Raw genomic sequence first — 16,353 nt, forward strand, 5'->3', positions numbered from 1 at the left:
TGCCCATGGGGCCGGGTTTACTTTGCCGGCACGGAGGCGGTGGCGGCGCGGGTTGCCATGCCGGCCTGCGCACGTGCAGCGGCGTCTTCCTGCATGGCGCCCTCGAGGCGGGCGGCCACGTTTTCCAGGCGCGCGTCGCGTATGCCCGAGCCGCGCAGCGCGTGCACGGTTTCCATGATGTAGTCGGTGCACGGGCCGTAGCGGCCCGAGGCGCGCCGCACCACGGCGACCAGTTCTTCCTCGGGCAACGCGCTGACATAGGCGGGATTGGCGCGGTTCATGACAAATACCAGCGCTTTTACATCGCCTTCGGGGGTGTTGCAGTTCAGCCAGCGCGGCAGGTAGGCGCCGGTGGACATCTCGCGGTTCCAGAGGGCGGGAAAGAATCCGGGCACCTGGTTGCCGTCCACGCGGTACACCACGCCGCGGCACGAGCCGCCGCGGTCCAGGCCGAAGACCAAACCGGGACATTCGGGCGTGCCGCGGTTGACCCGCGACCACAGGCACAACGCCCGGTGATGGCCGCGCAAAGTGGCCAGGCGGCGTTCCAGGTAGTCGAACTCGGGGCGCCAGATCAGCGAGCCGTAGCCGTATATCCAGACGTCCTGGCCGGGTGGCCAGTCTTTCAGGGCGGCCTGCATCGAGGCCTGTTTCTCTTCGGCCGTCCACAGGCGGAACGGCAGGGCGGCGGGGTTGCTGATGTCCGAGGCGGGGAGGGAAGCGGGTTTCACGGCGGGGGATCTGCGGATTCTTGCGGAGGGTGGCGGTTGAACCAGCCTCCGAGCGCCAGCGCGGTGGCATAAGCCCAGAAAAGCGGCGCCACCCCAATTAAGGCACCGAGCGCGCCGAAGGTCAACGGCAGCGACACCTGGGAACAGTTGATCAGCGCCAGGCGCAGGCCCATGGCTTCGGCCGCGCGTCCGGGCGGGCTGAATTGATGCACCAGGGCCAGCACGCTGGGCTGGCAGGCGCCCAGCGCCAGTCCCAGCACGAAAGATAGCCCGATCAACACGTTAACGTCTTCGAACAGCGGATAAATCATGAAATCCAGGGCTGTCGTGACGATGGCGACCCGCACCATCGTCCAGCCCCGCACCCGCCGCTGGATGATGGGTAGAAAGATGCGGATGATGAACGTTGCCGCCGAGAACGCGGCGAGAATCAGGCCGATGGTGGTGGCGGACAGCCCGATCCGGATGCCGTAGATGGGCACCACGAACAGATGCGTGTCCCAGGCCCCGGACAGGATGGTGTTGACCAGCATGACCCGGCGCAGCGCCGGCACGGCCAGGATCTCGCCCAGCTTGGGGCGTGTCTCCGGCACGCGGTGGCTGGCCACCAGCGCGGCGCTGAACGTGCGCAACGGCCGGCGCATCAGCACCAGGCCGCCGACCGACAGCAGGGGACAGAGCGCCAGGATGCCGAAGGCCAGCCGTGATCCCAGGTGGTCGATGGACAGGCCGGCGATCAGCGGCCCGCTGAAGCCCGACGCGGCCAGCGCCAGCGACAGGATCGAGAAATTGCGCAGCCGCCGCTCCTGGCCGGCGTGGCCCAGGATGTCCTGGGTGGCGACCTGGTGCAGCATGAAGCCGATGCCGATACAGCACGCGGCCACCAGCAGCGCGGGCTGGCTCTGCCAGATGAACGGCAGCAGCGTGCCGATACAGGTCAGGCCGGTGCCGATGACCAGCGGCCGGATGACGCCGATCTTGTCCACCCATCGGCCGGTATGCACCGAGGCCAGCATGGGCAGGATGGCGAAGACCGCCACCAGCATGCCGACCTGCAGGGTGGACAGGCCCAGCTTCAGCGCGGTCAGCGAGACGGTGATGCGTCCCCCCGTCAGCGCCACGTGGTTCAGCATGGACAACAGGCACAAGCCTGCCGTCCCCGAATATTCGGGGCCGTGGGGGGAACGCGAGGGATGTGGGCGGGGGGCGTCGGGCACGGCGTAGTCTTTTGTGCCCATTCTGTGCCTAACGTCTGGCTAAGTCGATGTTGCGCCGCCGCAAGTACGATGACAGGCAGTTGAACAGATAACGGCATGATCCTGGCCCGCTGTCGGCGGTTTTGGCGCGAAATCGCCGCAGATCGCTGCAAACCTTCATTTGCATCATCAAAGATTTCACTGACAACCATTGTCGCGTCCACGCAACGAGGCCGACGGCCGGGTTGCTTGAACGTCCTTAACGAGGGCCACGTAGAATGCAACGCTGTTGCTTTCTTCTCTTCTTCCATGAAACCCAAGACCAAGCGCTATCTATGGATTGCCGTGGTGCTGCTGCTGGCGGCTTTTGCCGTCAAATGGGCGTTCTTCTCCAACCCCCCCGCGCCCGCCTACACGACGGCCGAGGTGCGCCGCGCCGACCTGGAAGACAGCGTGCTGGCCAGCGGTACGCTGGAGGCCGTGCGGCAGGTCAGCGTGGGCGCGCAGGCCACCGGCCAGTTGAAATCGCTGAAGGTGCAACTGGGCGATCGGGTCAAGCGCGGGCAGTTGGTGGCCGAGATCGACGACCTGACTCAGCAGAACGACCTGCGCACCGCCCAGGCCACGATCAATGCCCGCCGCGCGGACCTGCGCGCCAAGCAGGCCAGCCTGCGGCAGGCCGAACTGTCGTTCCGCCGCCAGCGCGAGATGCTGGCCGCCGACGCCAGTTCGCGCGAGGACTATGAAACCGCCGAGGCCACCCTGAACGTGACCCGCGCCGAGATCGCCTCGCTGCAGGCGCAGATCGTGCAGGCCGAGGTCGAGGTCGATACCGCCAAGGTCAACCTGGGCTACACGCGCATCGTCTCGCCGATCGACGGCACCGTGGTGGCCGTGGTGACCAAGGAAGGGCAGACCATCAACTCGTTCCAGTCGGCGCCCACCGTCATCAAGGTGGCGCAGGTGGAAACCATGACGGTGAAGGCGCAGATTTCCGAGGCCGACGTCACGCGGGTGAAGGCGGGCCAGAAGGCCTATTTCATCATCCTGGGCGAACCGGACACGCGCCACTACGGCACGCTGAGGGCCATCGAGCCGGCGCCGGATTCCATCCAGAAAGACGATTCCAGCGCTTTGATGGCCAGTTCCTCGTCGTCGTCCAGCACCTCGTCGGCCGTGTACTACAACGGCCTGTTCGACGTGCCCAACCCCGACGGCAAGCTGCGCATCTCGATGACGGCGCAGGTCTTCATCGTGCTGGGCGAGGCCAAGGGCGCCCTGGTGGCGCCGTCCGCGGCATTGGGCAAGACCCACCCCGACGGCACCCGCACGGTGCGCGTGCTGCAGGCGGATGGCCAGGCTGTCGAGCGGCAGGTCAAGGTAGGCCTGAACAACAACGTCGATGCGCAGATCCTGGATGGCCTGAAGGAAGGCGACAAGGTCGTCACGGGCAATGGTCCCGGGGCGGCGCCGGTGCCCGCGTCGGCCGCCGCGCCGGGGGGCTGACGTGGCCGAGGCGTTGATCAGGCTGGAAGGGGTGCGGCGCGAGTTCGTGTCCGGCGAGCAGACCATCGCGGTGCTCAAGGACGTGAACCTGGAGATCGCCGCGGGCGAGATGGTGGCCATCGTGGGGGCGTCCGGGTCGGGCAAGTCCACGTTGATGAACATCCTGGGCTGCCTGGACCGGCCCACGCGCGGCACGTACCGCATCGGCGGGCGCACCACGGGCGAACTGTCGCCCGACGAACTGGCCGAGCTGCGCCGCGAGCACTTCGGCTTCATCTTCCAGCGCTATCACCTGATGGGCGACCTGACGGCGCGCGGCAACGTCGAGATGCCCGCGGTCTATGCCGGCCGCGCCAGCGGGCCGCGCCGCGAGCGCGCCGAGGCGCTGCTCGAGCGCCTGGGCCTGGGCGAACGCGTGGATCACCGCCCCAGCCAGTTGTCGGGCGGCCAGCAGCAGCGCGTCAGTATCGCGCGCGCCCTGATGAACGGCGGGCAGGTGATCCTGGCCGACGAGCCGACCGGCGCGCTGGACACGCACACCGGGCAAGAGGTGCTGCGTATCCTGGAAGAACTCAACGCCGCCGGCCACACCGTCATTATCGTCACCCACGACCTGGAAGTGGCGCGGCACGCCCGCCGCATCATCGAGATCCGCGACGGCGACATCGTGGCCGACCGGATCAACGACGACCGGCGGCCCGTGACGCCGCCGCCCGCCGCCGAGGAACCGCCGCAGGCGCGCGCCCGGCCCCGCTGGCAAGGCGCCGTCGAACGCACCGGCGAAGCGCTGCGCATGGCGCTGGTGGCCATGAACGCGCATCGCCTGCGCACCGCGCTGACCATGCTGGGCATCGTGATCGGCATCGCGGCCGTGGTGTCCGTGGTTGCGCTGGGCGAGGGCTCGCGCCAGAAGATCCTGAACGACATCAGCCAGATGGGCACCAATACGGTGGACGTGTATCCGGGCGAGAACTTCGGCGACGAGAAGGCCGCCCGCATCCGCACGCTGGTGCCGGCCGACGCGGATGCGCTGGCGCGCCAGCACTTCGCCGACAGTGTCACGCCGCAGGTCTCGACCAGCGTGTCGCTGCGCTATCGCAACGTGTCGGTGAACGGCACCGTGCAGGGTGTGGGCGAACAGTTCTTCCGTGTGCGCGGGCTGAAGCTGGCGCAGGGGCAGTTCTTCGACGCCACCGCCGTGACGCGCCGCAGCCAGGACGTGGTGATCGACGAGAACACGCGCAACCGGCTGTTCGGGGCCAACGTCAATCCCATCGGCCAGGTCATCCTGCTGGGCAGCGTGCCCAGCCGCGTGGTGGGCGTCACGCAGAAGCAAGAGGCGCTGTTCGGCGCCGCCGATACCCTGAATGTGTACATCCCCTACACGACCGCACTGAGCCGCGTGCTGGGCCAGCAGCATCTGCGCAGCATCACGGTGCGGGTGTCCGACGACACGCCGACCAAGACGGCGGAGACGGCCATCGTCAAGCTGCTGACGCAGCGCCACGGCACGAAGGACTTCTTCGTCTTCAATACGGATTCCGTACGCCAGACCATCGAGCGCACCACGGCCACCATGACGCTGCTGGTGTCGATGATCGCGCTGATCTCGCTGGTGGTGGGCGGCATCGGCGTGATGAACATCATGCTGGTGTCGGTCACCGAGCGCACCCGCGAAATCGGCGTGCGCATGGCCGTGGGCGCGCGGCGCGCGGACATCATGCAGCAGTTCCTGATCGAGGCGGTGCTGGTCTGCCTGATCGGCGGCCTGGCCGGCATCGGGCTGTCGCTGGGGTTGGGCGTGCTGGTGTCGCAGGCCACGGGCGGCTCGTTCCAGATGGTGTATTCGGTCAACTCCATGGTGGCGGCGTTCGTGTGTTCCACATTGATCGGGGTGGCCTTCGGCTATCTGCCGGCGCGCAACGCGGCGCGCCTGGACCCCATTGAATCCTTGGCCCGGGAATGAAGATGTCCTTACCGTTTTCGCACGCGTCGTTGCCGAAGTTTCGTCCGCAGGGCCGGGCACGCGGATTTCGGCTCGCCGGCGTGGCTTTGGCGGTGTCGCTGCTGCTGGGCGGCTGCGGCCTGCTGGACAGCCGCTACGAGCGGCCCGCCGTGCAGGTACCGATGCAATGGAACCAGGGCCAGCCGGCCGACGCCGCCGCGCTGTCTGGCCCGTGGTGGCTGGCCTTCGGCGATGCCGAGCTGAACCAGCTGATCGAGCAGGCCCTGGCGCGCAACAATGACCTGGCCGCGGCCGGCGTGCGCGTGCGCCGGGCGCAATTGACGGCCGGGCTGGCGCGCGCCGACCTGTTCCCGCTGTTCGGCGGCAATGTGGACGTGAACCGCTCGCGCAACCTGTATGGCGACCGGCTGATCACGCGCAGCAACCAGGCGCAGTTGACCGTCAGCTACGAGCTGGATCTGTGGGGGCGCCTGTCGCGCGCCCGCGATGCCGCGCAATGGGAGGCCGAGGCCACCGAGCAGGACCGACAGGCCACCGCGCTGAGCCTGACCGGCACCACCGCGCAGTTGTACTGGCAGATCGGCTTCATCAACCAGCGCCTGGCCACCAGCACCGAAAGCATCGCCTATGCGCAACGCACGCTGGATCTGGTGCGCGCGCAGTACGCGGCCGGCGGGGCCTCGGCGCTGGAGGTGGCCGAGGCCGAACAGAACCTGTCCAACCAGCAGGCCGCGCATACCGACCTGCTGCAGCAGCGCGTGGAGTACCGTAACGCGCTGGCGATTCTGTTCGACGGCCCGCCGGGCCGCATCGTGACCGATCCGCAGGCCTTGCCCCAGGCCGCGCCGCCGCCGGTGCGAGCCGGCCTGCCCGCCGACCTGCTGGGCCGCCGTCCCGACCTGCGGGCAGCCGAGCTGCGCCTGCGCGGCGCACTGGCCAACGTCGACGCCACGCGCTACAGCTATTACCCCCCCATCACGCTGACCGGCGCCCTGGGATCGGCCAGCACGGCGCTGGGCAACCTGCTGCAGAATCCCGTGGCCACGCTGGGCGCGGGGCTCAGCTTTCCGTTCCTGCAACTGAATTCGATGCAGTTGAACATCGACATCTCGCGCACCGATTTCGAAGAACGCGCGATCAGCTTCCGCCAGGCGCTGTACCAGGCCATGGCGGACGTGGAGAACGCCTTGTCGGCGCGCACGCAGTTGACCGAGCGCGCGCGGCTGCTGGCGCTGTCGCTGGAGTCGGCCCGCCGCGCCGAACGCCTGTACGAAGTGCGCTACCGCTCGGGCGCGGTGTCGCTGCGGTTCTGGCTGGATGCGCAGGAACAGCGCCGCAATGCCGAGATCGCGGTGGCAGAGAACGGGCTGAACCGGCTGGTGAACCAGGTGTCGCTGTACCAGGCGTTGGGCGGCAGTGATGTGCCGGCCGTGGCGCAGATGCCGCCGCGCTAAGCCTGCCCGGCCCGCACGCAGGAAGCGCCGCCGCCAAGGAAGTGGGAAAATACCGCCCACCATGACGATTACCCCACCCGACCTCACGCCTTCCTGCGGCATCGACGCCGAACGCCGTTTCGGCGGCCTGGCCCGCCTGTACGGCCCCGGCGCGCCCGCGCGCCTGTATGGCGCGCACGTCGCCGTCGTCGGGCTGGGCGGCGTGGGTTCCTGGACGGCCGAGGCGCTGGCGCGCTGCGGCGTCGGCGCGCTGACGCTGATCGACCTCGATCACATCGCCGAATCCAACGTCAACCGCCAGATCCACGCGCTGACGCCCACGCTGGGCCAGTCCAAGATCGAGGCCATGGCCGCGCGCATCCGCGACATCAATCCGGGCTGCGTCGTCACCTGCGTGGATGAATTCGTCGATCCCGACAACGTCGGCCAACTGCTGGCCGGGCACTATGCCGCCATCGTCGACTGCACGGACCAGGCCGCCGCCAAGATCGCGATGATCCTGCACGCGCGCCACCGCGGCGTGCCGCTGCTGCTGTGCGGCGGGGCAGGGGGCAAGACCGACCCGCTGTCATTGCGTGCGGGCGATCTGTCCGACGCGGCCAACGACGCCTTGCTGTCCAAGCTGCGCAACAAGCTGCGCCGCGAACATGGCTTTCCGCGCGCGTCGGATGCGCAGGGCCGGGCGTTGAAGCGCGTGCCGCGCATGGGCGTGCGGGCCTTGTGGTTCGACCAGGCGGCGATTCTTCCGCAGGCCTGGACGCAGGCCGCCGAGATGGACGACGACATGGGCGCGCAAGGACTGGCCGCTGCCGCGCCGCAGGGCCTGTCGTGCGCGGGGTATGGGTCGGTGGTGATGGTGACCGCGGCGATGGGCATGGCGGCCGCCAACGAGGCCGTGCGGCTGGCGCTGGCGGACTGACGTGCGCGACGCGGCGGGCGCGCGGTTGAACCGGCTGGCGTGTTTGCCGTCACGCGGGCCGAAGCACGGATAGCCACGGCACGGCCACAGGCGTGGTCCATCGACGGGCGCCTGCCTCATTCCGGCAGATACGCGTCACCGCCGATCTCGATGATCTGCTCTTCGCTCAGTGCGCGATGCCAGTGCGAATACAGCACCTGCTGCCTGGGCGAAAGACCGACCTCCTGCTTCAGATGGCGATGGATGTCCCGGAAGGCACGGTGCTCGCAGCCGCCCCACACGAATACCTCTTGCCGATCCGCGGGCCACGCCAGGCCGCGCACGGCATCCGGCAGCAGCGAAGTCGTGCCGGCTGGCGCGCCCTGGCGATGCAGCCAGTTCAACCCAATGCCGGGCGGCCGGGCCAGCGGCAGTTCCTCCGCGCCGTCGCGCACTTCGATGAAGGCATGGCCGCGCGCATCGTCCGGCAGCGATTCGAGAATGCGCGCGATCCCGGGCAGGCCGGTTTCATCCCCTACGAAGACATACCAGGACGCCGGCCTGGGGCCGCCCGCCGCGGGGCCAACCACGCCCACCTGATCGCCGGGCCCGGCGGCCAGCGCCCAGCGCGTGGCGGGGCCGGCGGCGGCGTGCAACGCGAAGTCGATGGTCAGTACGCCGCGTTGCGCATCGATGGCCCGGATGGTGTAGACGCGCGTCGGCATCTTCCGGCCGGGCCACACCACGTGGCCCCGGTCGTCCAGCATCGGCCAGATGGGATTGGCTTCGTCCCGAGGGCCGAAGATCAGCCGGCAATGCATCTGGTCCGCGCGGTCCAGGTGCGCCAGGTTCTCGCCCTGGAATTCGATCCGTCTCATGCCTGGCGTCAATGAATGGACCCGCGCCACGCGCACCACGCGGAAATCGTCCAGCGGCACCAGCCCGGCCTGGTCACCGGTCCAGGCGATGTCCAGGCGTTCGCGCGCCGCGATGAATCCGATGGGGCCCGCCAGCGCGTGCTTCATGCGGTTCAGGGCATGCCGGTGTGCCGTGACGATGGCGATATGCAACTGGCCGGGCAAGATTTCCAGCGTGGCCTGCCCGAAGACGGACCGTACCTGGTAGCCGCCGTTGACTTGCGTCACGGTCATGTCGTGCGTGGCGATGGCATCGAGAATGGCCGGCAGGTAGTCGGCCAGCCTGGGAAAGTCGATCAGGGCCTGCGCCCTACAGGACGCGGATGGTGTGTCGGACAATGTTCACTCCTGGATCGAGGCCCATAGCGGCCCATCGATCGGCGTGCCGAGAAAGCGGCGGTTGATGTCGGCCAGGGTCTGCGCGGGATCGAGGTCGCGGCAGCGCTCCGGATGCAGCCACTTGGCCGCGACCTCGACGAAAAGCAGGTTCAGCGGTACGACGGCGATCAGGCCGGTCCAGATGCCGTGCACGCGGTGATGCCGGGTGCTGGCCAGGCCCGCGAAGCCCTGGCGGGCCACCAGCCGCTGCAATCCCGCGCGGCCTTCGGCGGGGTCCAGGCCGGGTCCGATGGCCGGCCGTCCCCCCGACGCCCAGCCGCCGCCCGAGGCGATGTAGACGTCGTGCGGCGTGCTCAGCAGGTACTCCAATTGCAGCTTCTGGAACCAGGGCGCGGTCACCCCCGGCAGGGTTCGGCCGCCGGCCAGGGCCAGCAGTTCGCCCCAGACCTGCGTGCCCGCGGCCCAGCAGCAGTCGTTCAGAGTGGATTGCACTTCCAGATAGGTGGTCACGCGCGGCGCATCCGCCAGCCGTTGCGCCACGCCAGCCAGGCGCTCATCGACGTAGGCGGCGTAGGCCGCCGCGCGGCCGGGAGCGCCGAGGATCCCGCCCCACATGCGCATCTGGCGATGCAGGGTTTCTCCAGGGCCGGCCCGTGAGGCCTCGGCGGCATTGCTGGACACGTCGCTGAACACGACGGGGATGCCCAGCCCCTGCAGCCGTTGGACCACGCCGCCGCCATCGGCCTGCGAGGCCATGAAGGAACTGGCCACCACGAGGTCGGGCTTCAGTTGCAGGATGCCTTCCAGCGACACCGAGCCCGGCGCCTGCTTGCCGACCTCGGCGATGGGGCGCCCGTCTGGACGGCGCCTGCCTTCAAAGCGGGCCTGCAAGGCCGCGCTGTCGATGCGGTCGGCCGCGGCCCAGCCCACCACCAGCGAGGCCGGATCGGGGTGCAGGAAGGACATGGTGACGATGTCGTGCGCCTCCAGCAGCACGATGCGGCGCGGCACGCCGTTCAGCGTGACGGCACGGCCCGCCATGTCGGTCACGGTGCGAGCCTGCGCGCGGGCGGGTGCGCCGGGCAGCATGCCCGCCATCGCGCCCGACAGCGCGGCCGCGCAGAAACGGCGTCTGTTCATCGTCCCGGCCTCACCAGCGGTATCGGACGCCCGCGATGATCTGGCGGCCGTTGCCGTACTGGCAGTAGAAGTTCGAGCTGCAGCTGCTGTAGTACGTCTTGTCGAACAGGTTATTGACGTTCAAGCGGCCTTCCAGGCCCTTCAGGCTGGGGATGCTGGCGCCGAAGTCGTAGCGCAAGGCGGCGTCGATCAGCGTGTAGCCGTCCGCCTTCACCTGGTTGGCGTTGTCGGCGTAGCTCGACCCCACCACGCGCACGCCCGCACCCAGTTTCACGCCGGGCAGCACGTCAGGCGCGAAACTATAGTTCGCCCATAGCGAACCATAGTAATCGGGCACGGCCTGGGGATGCTTGCCGCTGTTGCCGGGCACGGCGGCCTGGGTCACCTTGGTGTCCAGCAGCGTCAGGGCCGCCACCAGTTCCAGGGCGGACGTCACCTGTCCGCGCGCCTCGAATTCCAGGCCACGCGAGCGGATGCGGCCTTCCTGGGTGTTGAAGCCCAGCGTATCGGGCACCAGCGCGTCGCGCTGGCGGATGTCGAAGGCCGACACGGTGAACAGCGCGTCCAGGCCGTTCGGCTGGAACTTCAGGCCCACTTCATACTGGCTGGCCTTGCTCGGCACGAAGGGCTTGCCGGTGGCGTCGACGCCCACGTTGGGTTCGAACGAGGTCGAGTAGCTGGCGTAGGGCGCCAGGCCGTTGTCGAACTGGTAGAGCAGGCCCGCGCGGTAGCTGGTGGCCTCGTTGTTCTGTTCGGTCGAGGCGCCGGCCAGCCGGTTCTCGGTGTCCTGCGAGGTCCAGTCGTGGCGCACGCCCAGCATGCCGCGCCAGCCGCCGAATTTCAGCTGGTCCTGCACGTAGGCGCCCGTCTGCCGCAGGGTCTGTCCGCTGTCGATGATGGTGGTCAGCGCGCCGATGGCCTGGCCGTACTGCGGGTTCAGTACGTTCAGCGCCGGCGCGGGGCCCCAGTCGTAGGCCCAGTCGCTGCGGGCGTGCTGGTAATCCAGCCCCGTCAGCAAGGTGTGCCGCACGCTGCCCGTGGCGAAATCGAACTGGGCCTGGTTGTCCATCGAGACGCCTTTCACGCTTTCGATGGAACGCAGGGCCTGCCGTGCGATGGTGCCGTCGGCGGCCAGCGGCGCGGCCATCTGCAGCGAGCGGAAGTCACTGTCCACGTCGGAATAGCGCAGGCGCGAGCGCAGTGTCAGCAGCGCATTGGCCCGGTGCTCGAACTGGTAGCCGATGCCGTGCTGTTCGCGCTCGAACGAATCGAAGTCCGGATCGCCGATGTTGAGCTTGCGGCCCAGCGCGTGCTTGTACTCGGCGGGAGCCAGGAAGCGCGGGTACAACGAATTGAAGTAGCCGCCGTACGGGTCCTTCTGATAGTAGGCCGACAGCGTCAACGAAGTATCGGCGTCCGGTTGCCAGGTGATGGACGGCGCCACGGCGTAGCGGCCTTCCCTCACGCCGTCGTAGCGGGTGTCGGCGCGGCGGCCGATGGCGTTCAGGCTGTATTGCAGCGTGCCGCTTTCATTGAGCGCGCCGCGCGTGCCGAAGCCGGCCTGCGCACGGCCGTCCGAGCCCGTTTCCAGCAGGATCTCGCGGGCGGGTTGCGCGGAGGGCGCGCGGCTGACCTGGTTGACCAGGCCGCCCGGGCTGACCTGGCCATAGAGCAGGGCGGACGGCCCCTTCAGCACGTCGATGCGGTCCAGCAGATACGGATCGATGGACGCCTGCGCGAAAGCCTGGCCGCGCGGCAGCTTGAGTCCGTCCAGGAAGTTGACGTAGCTGGTCGCGGTGCCGAACGCGCCGAAGCCGCGCAGGAAGATGGAGTCGTAGCGGGTATTGGAATCGCGGTCGGACAGCACGCCGGAGGTGTACCGCAGCGCTTCGCCAACGGTCTGCGCGGCCTGGTCGTCCATCTGCTTGCGGGTGATGGTGCTGACGGATTGCGCGGTCTCGGCCACCGGCGTGCCGCTCTTGGTGGCCGATGCCGCGGCGGGGACGAACAGCCGGTCGCTGGTGTCCGTGGGGTCGGGGGCCTCGCCCTTCACGATCACCGGACTGAGCTGGACCGTGTTCTGTTGCTGGGCCTGGACCGTACCCGCCAGCGCCAGGCAGCCGGAAACCGTCCCGAGCATGACGGCTTCCCGCACATCAATCGCCATTTTCACACCTCATTGCAAATGATAAAAAATCTCAGTTGCAGTTATCTTCCCATAAACGGGACGGTAGCGTCCAGTTATTTTGAGAGGAGGCAAACCCGCATTCATTGGGTGACAACGGGATGTTTGCGTATGGTTGTTTGCCGTGCAGGGGTTCGTGCGGGACAATACGGCGCTTGATCACCCACGAGACACCAGGATCGGATGCCCACCAGACCTCCCCGGACGGCCTCGGCTGACGCTCATTCCCCTTCGCCTTCGCGCGGTGGACGGCCGACTCGCGAGGCGGCCGCGCAGATGGAACGCCGCATCCTCGATGCCGCCGCCGAGCTGTTCGCGTCGCAAGGGTACGCGGCCACGTCGATGGAACAGGTGGCCGAGGCCTGCCAGGCCGGCAAGGACACCATCTATCGGCGCTACGCCTCAAAGGGGGCGCTGTTCACGGCCCTGATGGATCGGTTCCGCATCCAGGTGCAGGACGAACTGGCCGCCTGTACGCCGGATGGCGGCGAACCGCTGCAGCGCCTGCAACGCTATGCGCGCACCCTGCTGGACATCAATCTGCGGGTGCAGATGGTGGCGCTGAACCGGGTGGCGCTGGCCGAGGCGGTGCCGTCGAAAGGGGTGCAGCTCACGCCGTCCGAGCAGGATCCGCTGATGCGCCGCATGGCCGAACTGGTCGGGCAGGCGCAGGCGGCGGGCAGCCTGGGCGAGGGGGATGCCTTCTTCATGGCCGAGCAATTGCTGTATGCCACGTCGATCAGGCCGCTGGTCGCCGCCATGCTGGGCGATGCCCGGTTTTCGGGGCAGGCGGCGCAACAGGATTATTTCGACCAGGCCTGGGCCTTGTTCTTGCAAGGCGCGGCCTGCAAAGGCGCGGGACGGCGCTAGCGGGGATGCAGGCACGCGTCCGGGCGTTTTGCCGGCTGCCCGCGGAGGCTAGATCCAGGCGACGGCCTTGCCGATCTGCTGGCGCGCCTCGATGCGGGCGTGTCCCTGCGCGATGCTGTCGAAATCCAGGTGCTCCGAGATGTCCACGCGTAGCTTGCCGGCCAGTATGGCGGCGAATACGTCGTCGGCGCGCCGTTGCACGGTGGCGGCATCGGCCATATGGTCGGCCAGGCGCGGCCGGGTCAGGAACAATGAACCCGCCTCGCCGAGTTCGTAGGGGTCGAGGTCCTTCACGGACCCCGACACGTTGCCGTAGTTGACGATCAGCCCACGAGTGCGGGCGGCGCGCAGGCTGTCGCGCAAGGTCGCCTTGCCCAGCGAATCGAACACCACGTCCACGCCTTGCCCGTCCGTCAGGGTGCGTATCCGTTCGGCGAATCCGCCGTTGTCGTACAGCAGGGCCGACGCCGCGCCCAGGCGGCGCGCGACGCTGCATTTCTCCTCGGTGCTGGCCGTGGCGTAGACCGTGACGCCCAGCGTGCGCGCCATCTGGATGATCAATTGGCCGATGCTGCCGGAGGCGGCATGGATGAGGCAACTGCCGCCGGATTGCAGGCGCGCGACGTCGTGCACCAGGTAATGGGCGGTGCATCCCTGGAACATGGCCGCGGCCGCGGTGTCGAAGCCGATGGCATCCGGTATCGTGGCCGCCAGCCGGGCGGGGATGCTGGCGTATTCGGCAAAGCTGCCCCAGGCGATGCACCACGCCACGCGTTGGCCCGGAGCCAGGTGCGTGACATCGTCGGCGGCGGCCACCACCACGCCGGCGCCTTCCATGCCCAGCGTGCACGGCAGGCGCACGGGATAGGTGCGCGAGTCCGCGTACTTGCCCTGCCGGGTGTGGATATCCATGAAGTTGATGCCGGCGCAGGCCACCTTCACCAGCACCTCGCCGGGGCCCGGCGCCGGCACTGGCGCGTCGTCGCGGCGTTGCACGACGTCAGGTCCGCCGTACCGGTCGATGGCCAGGGCGCGCATGGACTTGGGAAGCGATGCATCGACAGGCATGGCAGGGGCTCGCGGTCAGGGTTGAACTGCGGTGAAGGCCGTGCCGGGCGCGGGGAGCTCAGTTGACGTCGGCCGGCGCCGCCAGGACCACGTCGAACCATCCGCGCAAGGCATTCGACAATCTTATTCCTTCCGCCTGCCGCAGCATGGCCGCGGTCAGCACGCGCTCTTGCGCGGCGCCCTGTTCCAGCAGCTCGGCGCGCTGCACGCCGGGCAGGCAGCCCGACGTCACCGCGGGCGTGAACCACTGCCCGGCCAGCTTCAGGTAGACGTTGGTGCGGGTGCCTTCGCACAGCTCGCCGCGGGTATTCAGGTAAATCAGGTCGAACACCTTGGGGTGCTCGGCCAGCCAGGCCGTCGAGGCCTGATACCAGGGGCGATGCGTGGTCTTGTGCCGAAGCAGCGGCTCGGCCGCGTCCAGCGGTTCGGTGGCCAGCATGACCCGTTGCACCGGTCCCAGCGCGGGCAGCGGCGAGGCCTGCACCGTGCGGTCGCCGGCGCTGTTGAGCAGCAGGCGCAGGCGGTGCGGCCCCTGGGCCAGCGCCATGCCGGCGGCGGCGCGCACGTCGGCCTCGATGGCGGGCAGGTCGCACGGGTAGCCCAGCGCCTGCGCCGAGGCGTTCAGCCGGGCGAGATGCCGGTGCAGCAAGGGAATGTGTCGGCCCGACGTGACCAGCATGGTTTCAATCAGTTCGGGCCGCATGCACGCTCCTCTGTGCGGGTCAGTGGGATCGCGTGCTGTCTGGCGCGCGCCTTGCCTTGCAGGCCGCGGCCGCCAGGGGCCGTGTCGCGGCGGGAAAACAAAAGGGCGGCCGAAATCGCCGGGCCGCCGCGGTGGGCATCAGCCCAGGATCCGGGCTTTCCAGTGGCACTCCTGCCATTCCCGTTCGGGATCGGAGTCGTGCACGATGCCGCCGCCCACATGGTACACGCCACGCCGGGCCGTGCCGCCGTCCGACGGCAGCACCAGGGTGCGGATCGCCACGTTCAGCGAGAAGTCGCCGTCGGGCGCCAGCCAGCCGATGCTGCCGCAATACAGGCCGCGCGGCGCGGCTTCCATGCGGCGGATGCGGCGCATGGCGGTGATCTTGGGGGCGCCGGTGATGGAGCCGCACGGGAATAGCGCGGCCAGCACCTGCGCAAGGGTGGCATCGGGCGCATCGGCGGAGATGGTCGAGGTCAGCGTCCAGACGCTGGGGTATTGCTCGAGCGAGAACAGCGCATCCACCCGCACCGAGCCGGGCCGGGCCAGCCGGCCCAGGTCGTTGCGCAGCAGGTCGACGATCATCAGGTTCTCGGCGCGGTCCTTCGGGCTGGCCTGCAGCGCCTGGCCCAGCCGCTGGTCTTCGTCCGGGTCGGCATGGCGCGGAGCGGTGCCCTTCATGGGGCGCGTCACCAGCCGGGCGCCCTGGCGCGCGACGAAGAGTTCGGGCGAGAAGGACAGCACGGTGCGCGCGCCGTCTTCCACATAGGCCGCGTGGCCGACGGGATGCCGCGCGGCGATCCGGCGGTACAGCGCCTGGGGATCTCCTTCGACGTCCACGTCCAGGGGCATGGTGTAGTTGACCTGGTACAGCTCGCCCTGCGCGATGAGTTCGCGGATGCGGGCGATGTGCCGCACGTAGTCGTCGTGGACCATGCGCGGCGTGACGCCAAGAATGCTTGCCGGGTCGGCGCCGGCTTGCTGCGGCGCGGGGCGGCCGGGCGCCGGCGCCGCGCCGTGGCCGTCGATGGCATCGGGCGCCGGCCACGGCGCTTCCTGCCGTGCGCGGTCGAACACCAGCGCGGTCAGGCGGGGGCTGCCATCGTCGGGGCGCAGGCCGGCCACGGGGCCGGGGCCCGCTTCGTCGGGCGGGGGCTGCGTCGCTTCGGGCAGCAGCCATTCGCCCAGTTCATAGTCCAGCAGCAGGCCCACCCAGCGGCCCGCCGCGCGCGCGGCCTCGATGGCCTGCAATGCCGAGGGGACTTCGTCGCGGTGGCACGCGACGATGCGCTCGCGGAAATCGAGCAATTCCAGCGCGTGGCCGGCCAGGCGATCTTCGAAACGGCACTTCATATCAGTCTTGCCGGACTGTCCCAGGGA

The 16,353-nt window shown here is 68.9% G+C and carries 13 protein-coding genes; 5 read left to right on the plus strand and 8 right to left on the minus strand.

Annotated features, from left to right (window positions below; genetic code table 11):
• Positions 1-17: 17 nt before the first annotated feature.
• Positions 18-641, minus strand: a complete 624-nt coding sequence (locus A7W11_RS03665; RefSeq protein WP_082887071.1) for a gamma-glutamylcyclotransferase — start codon at positions 639-641, stop codon at positions 18-20.
• Positions 642-727: 86 nt separating this feature from the next.
• Positions 728-1,969, minus strand: coding sequence for an MFS transporter (locus A7W11_RS03670; protein ID WP_235816792.1), 1,242 nt, complete (start codon positions 1,967-1,969; stop codon positions 728-730).
• A gap of 267 nt (positions 1,970-2,236) precedes the next feature.
• Between A7W11_RS03670 and A7W11_RS03675 the strand changes: the two genes are divergently transcribed.
• The 4 genes from A7W11_RS03675 (at position 2,237) to A7W11_RS03690 (ending at position 7,772) form a co-directional block, all read left to right on the plus strand.
• On the plus strand, positions 2,237-3,433 hold the full coding sequence (locus tag A7W11_RS03675) for an efflux RND transporter periplasmic adaptor subunit (RefSeq protein ID WP_066408257.1): 1,197 nt from the start codon (positions 2,237-2,239) through the stop codon (positions 3,431-3,433).
• Between the two features lies 1 nt (position 3,434).
• On the plus strand, positions 3,435-5,399 hold the full coding sequence (locus A7W11_RS03680; protein ID WP_066408622.1) for a MacB family efflux pump subunit: 1,965 nt from the start codon (positions 3,435-3,437) through the stop codon (positions 5,397-5,399).
• A gap of 2 nt (positions 5,400-5,401) precedes the next feature.
• Positions 5,402-6,853 (plus strand): efflux transporter outer membrane subunit, encoded by a 1,452-nt coding sequence (locus tag A7W11_RS03685; RefSeq protein ID WP_082887072.1) that lies wholly within the window; start codon positions 5,402-5,404, stop codon positions 6,851-6,853.
• A 61-nt stretch (positions 6,854-6,914) separates the two neighbouring features.
• Positions 6,915-7,772, plus strand: a complete 858-nt coding sequence (locus A7W11_RS03690; protein WP_066408261.1) for a tRNA threonylcarbamoyladenosine dehydratase — start codon at positions 6,915-6,917, stop codon at positions 7,770-7,772.
• Positions 7,773-7,888: 116 nt separating this feature from the next.
• Here the strand turns inward: A7W11_RS03690 and A7W11_RS03695 are convergent, their stop codons facing one another.
• From A7W11_RS03695 to A7W11_RS03705, 3 genes are read right to left on the minus strand one after another with little or no spacing between them, the layout of a single operon-like run.
• The gene (locus A7W11_RS03695; RefSeq protein WP_066408264.1) at positions 7,889-9,007 is read right to left on the minus strand and encodes a siderophore-interacting protein; all 1,119 of its coding nucleotides are present in this window, start codon (positions 9,005-9,007) and stop codon (positions 7,889-7,891) included.
• Between the two features lie 3 nt (positions 9,008-9,010).
• Positions 9,011-10,147 carry an ABC transporter substrate-binding protein gene (locus A7W11_RS03700; protein WP_235816793.1) on the minus strand — a complete coding sequence of 379 codons (1,137 nt, stop codon included), beginning with the start codon at positions 10,145-10,147 and terminating at the stop codon, positions 9,011-9,013.
• Positions 10,148-10,157: 10 nt separating this feature from the next.
• Positions 10,158-12,314, minus strand: coding sequence for a TonB-dependent siderophore receptor (locus A7W11_RS03705; protein WP_066408266.1), 2,157 nt, complete (start codon positions 12,312-12,314; stop codon positions 10,158-10,160).
• A 294-nt stretch (positions 12,315-12,608) separates the two neighbouring features.
• Here A7W11_RS03705 and A7W11_RS03710 point away from each other — a divergent pair, with 294 nt between their 5' ends.
• A complete protein-coding gene (locus A7W11_RS03710) occupies positions 12,609-13,202 on the plus strand; it encodes a TetR/AcrR family transcriptional regulator (RefSeq protein ID WP_156522987.1) in 594 nt (197 codons plus the stop codon).
• Positions 13,203-13,250: 48 nt separating this feature from the next.
• On the opposite strand, the gene A7W11_RS03715 is transcribed toward A7W11_RS03710, so the two are convergent.
• The 3 genes from A7W11_RS03715 to A7W11_RS03725 all read right to left on the minus strand — a co-directional run bounded on the left by A7W11_RS03715 (position 13,251) and on the right by A7W11_RS03725 (position 16,326).
• The gene (locus A7W11_RS03715) at positions 13,251-14,240 is read right to left on the minus strand and encodes a quinone oxidoreductase family protein (protein ID WP_066408630.1); all 990 of its coding nucleotides are present in this window, start codon (positions 14,238-14,240) and stop codon (positions 13,251-13,253) included.
• An 88-nt stretch (positions 14,241-14,328) separates the two neighbouring features.
• The gene (locus A7W11_RS03720; RefSeq protein ID WP_066408269.1) at positions 14,329-14,973 is read right to left on the minus strand and encodes an aminotransferase class IV family protein; all 645 of its coding nucleotides are present in this window, start codon (positions 14,971-14,973) and stop codon (positions 14,329-14,331) included.
• A gap of 138 nt (positions 14,974-15,111) precedes the next feature.
• On the minus strand, positions 15,112-16,326 hold the full coding sequence (locus A7W11_RS03725; protein ID WP_066408279.1) for an aminodeoxychorismate synthase component I: 1,215 nt from the start codon (positions 16,324-16,326) through the stop codon (positions 15,112-15,114).
• Positions 16,327-16,353: the final 27 nt, after the last annotated feature.

Origin of the sequence: Bordetella ansorpii (assembly GCF_900078315.1) — a bacterium.
Lineage (GTDB): Bacteria > Pseudomonadota > Gammaproteobacteria > Burkholderiales > Burkholderiaceae_B > Bordetella > Bordetella ansorpii.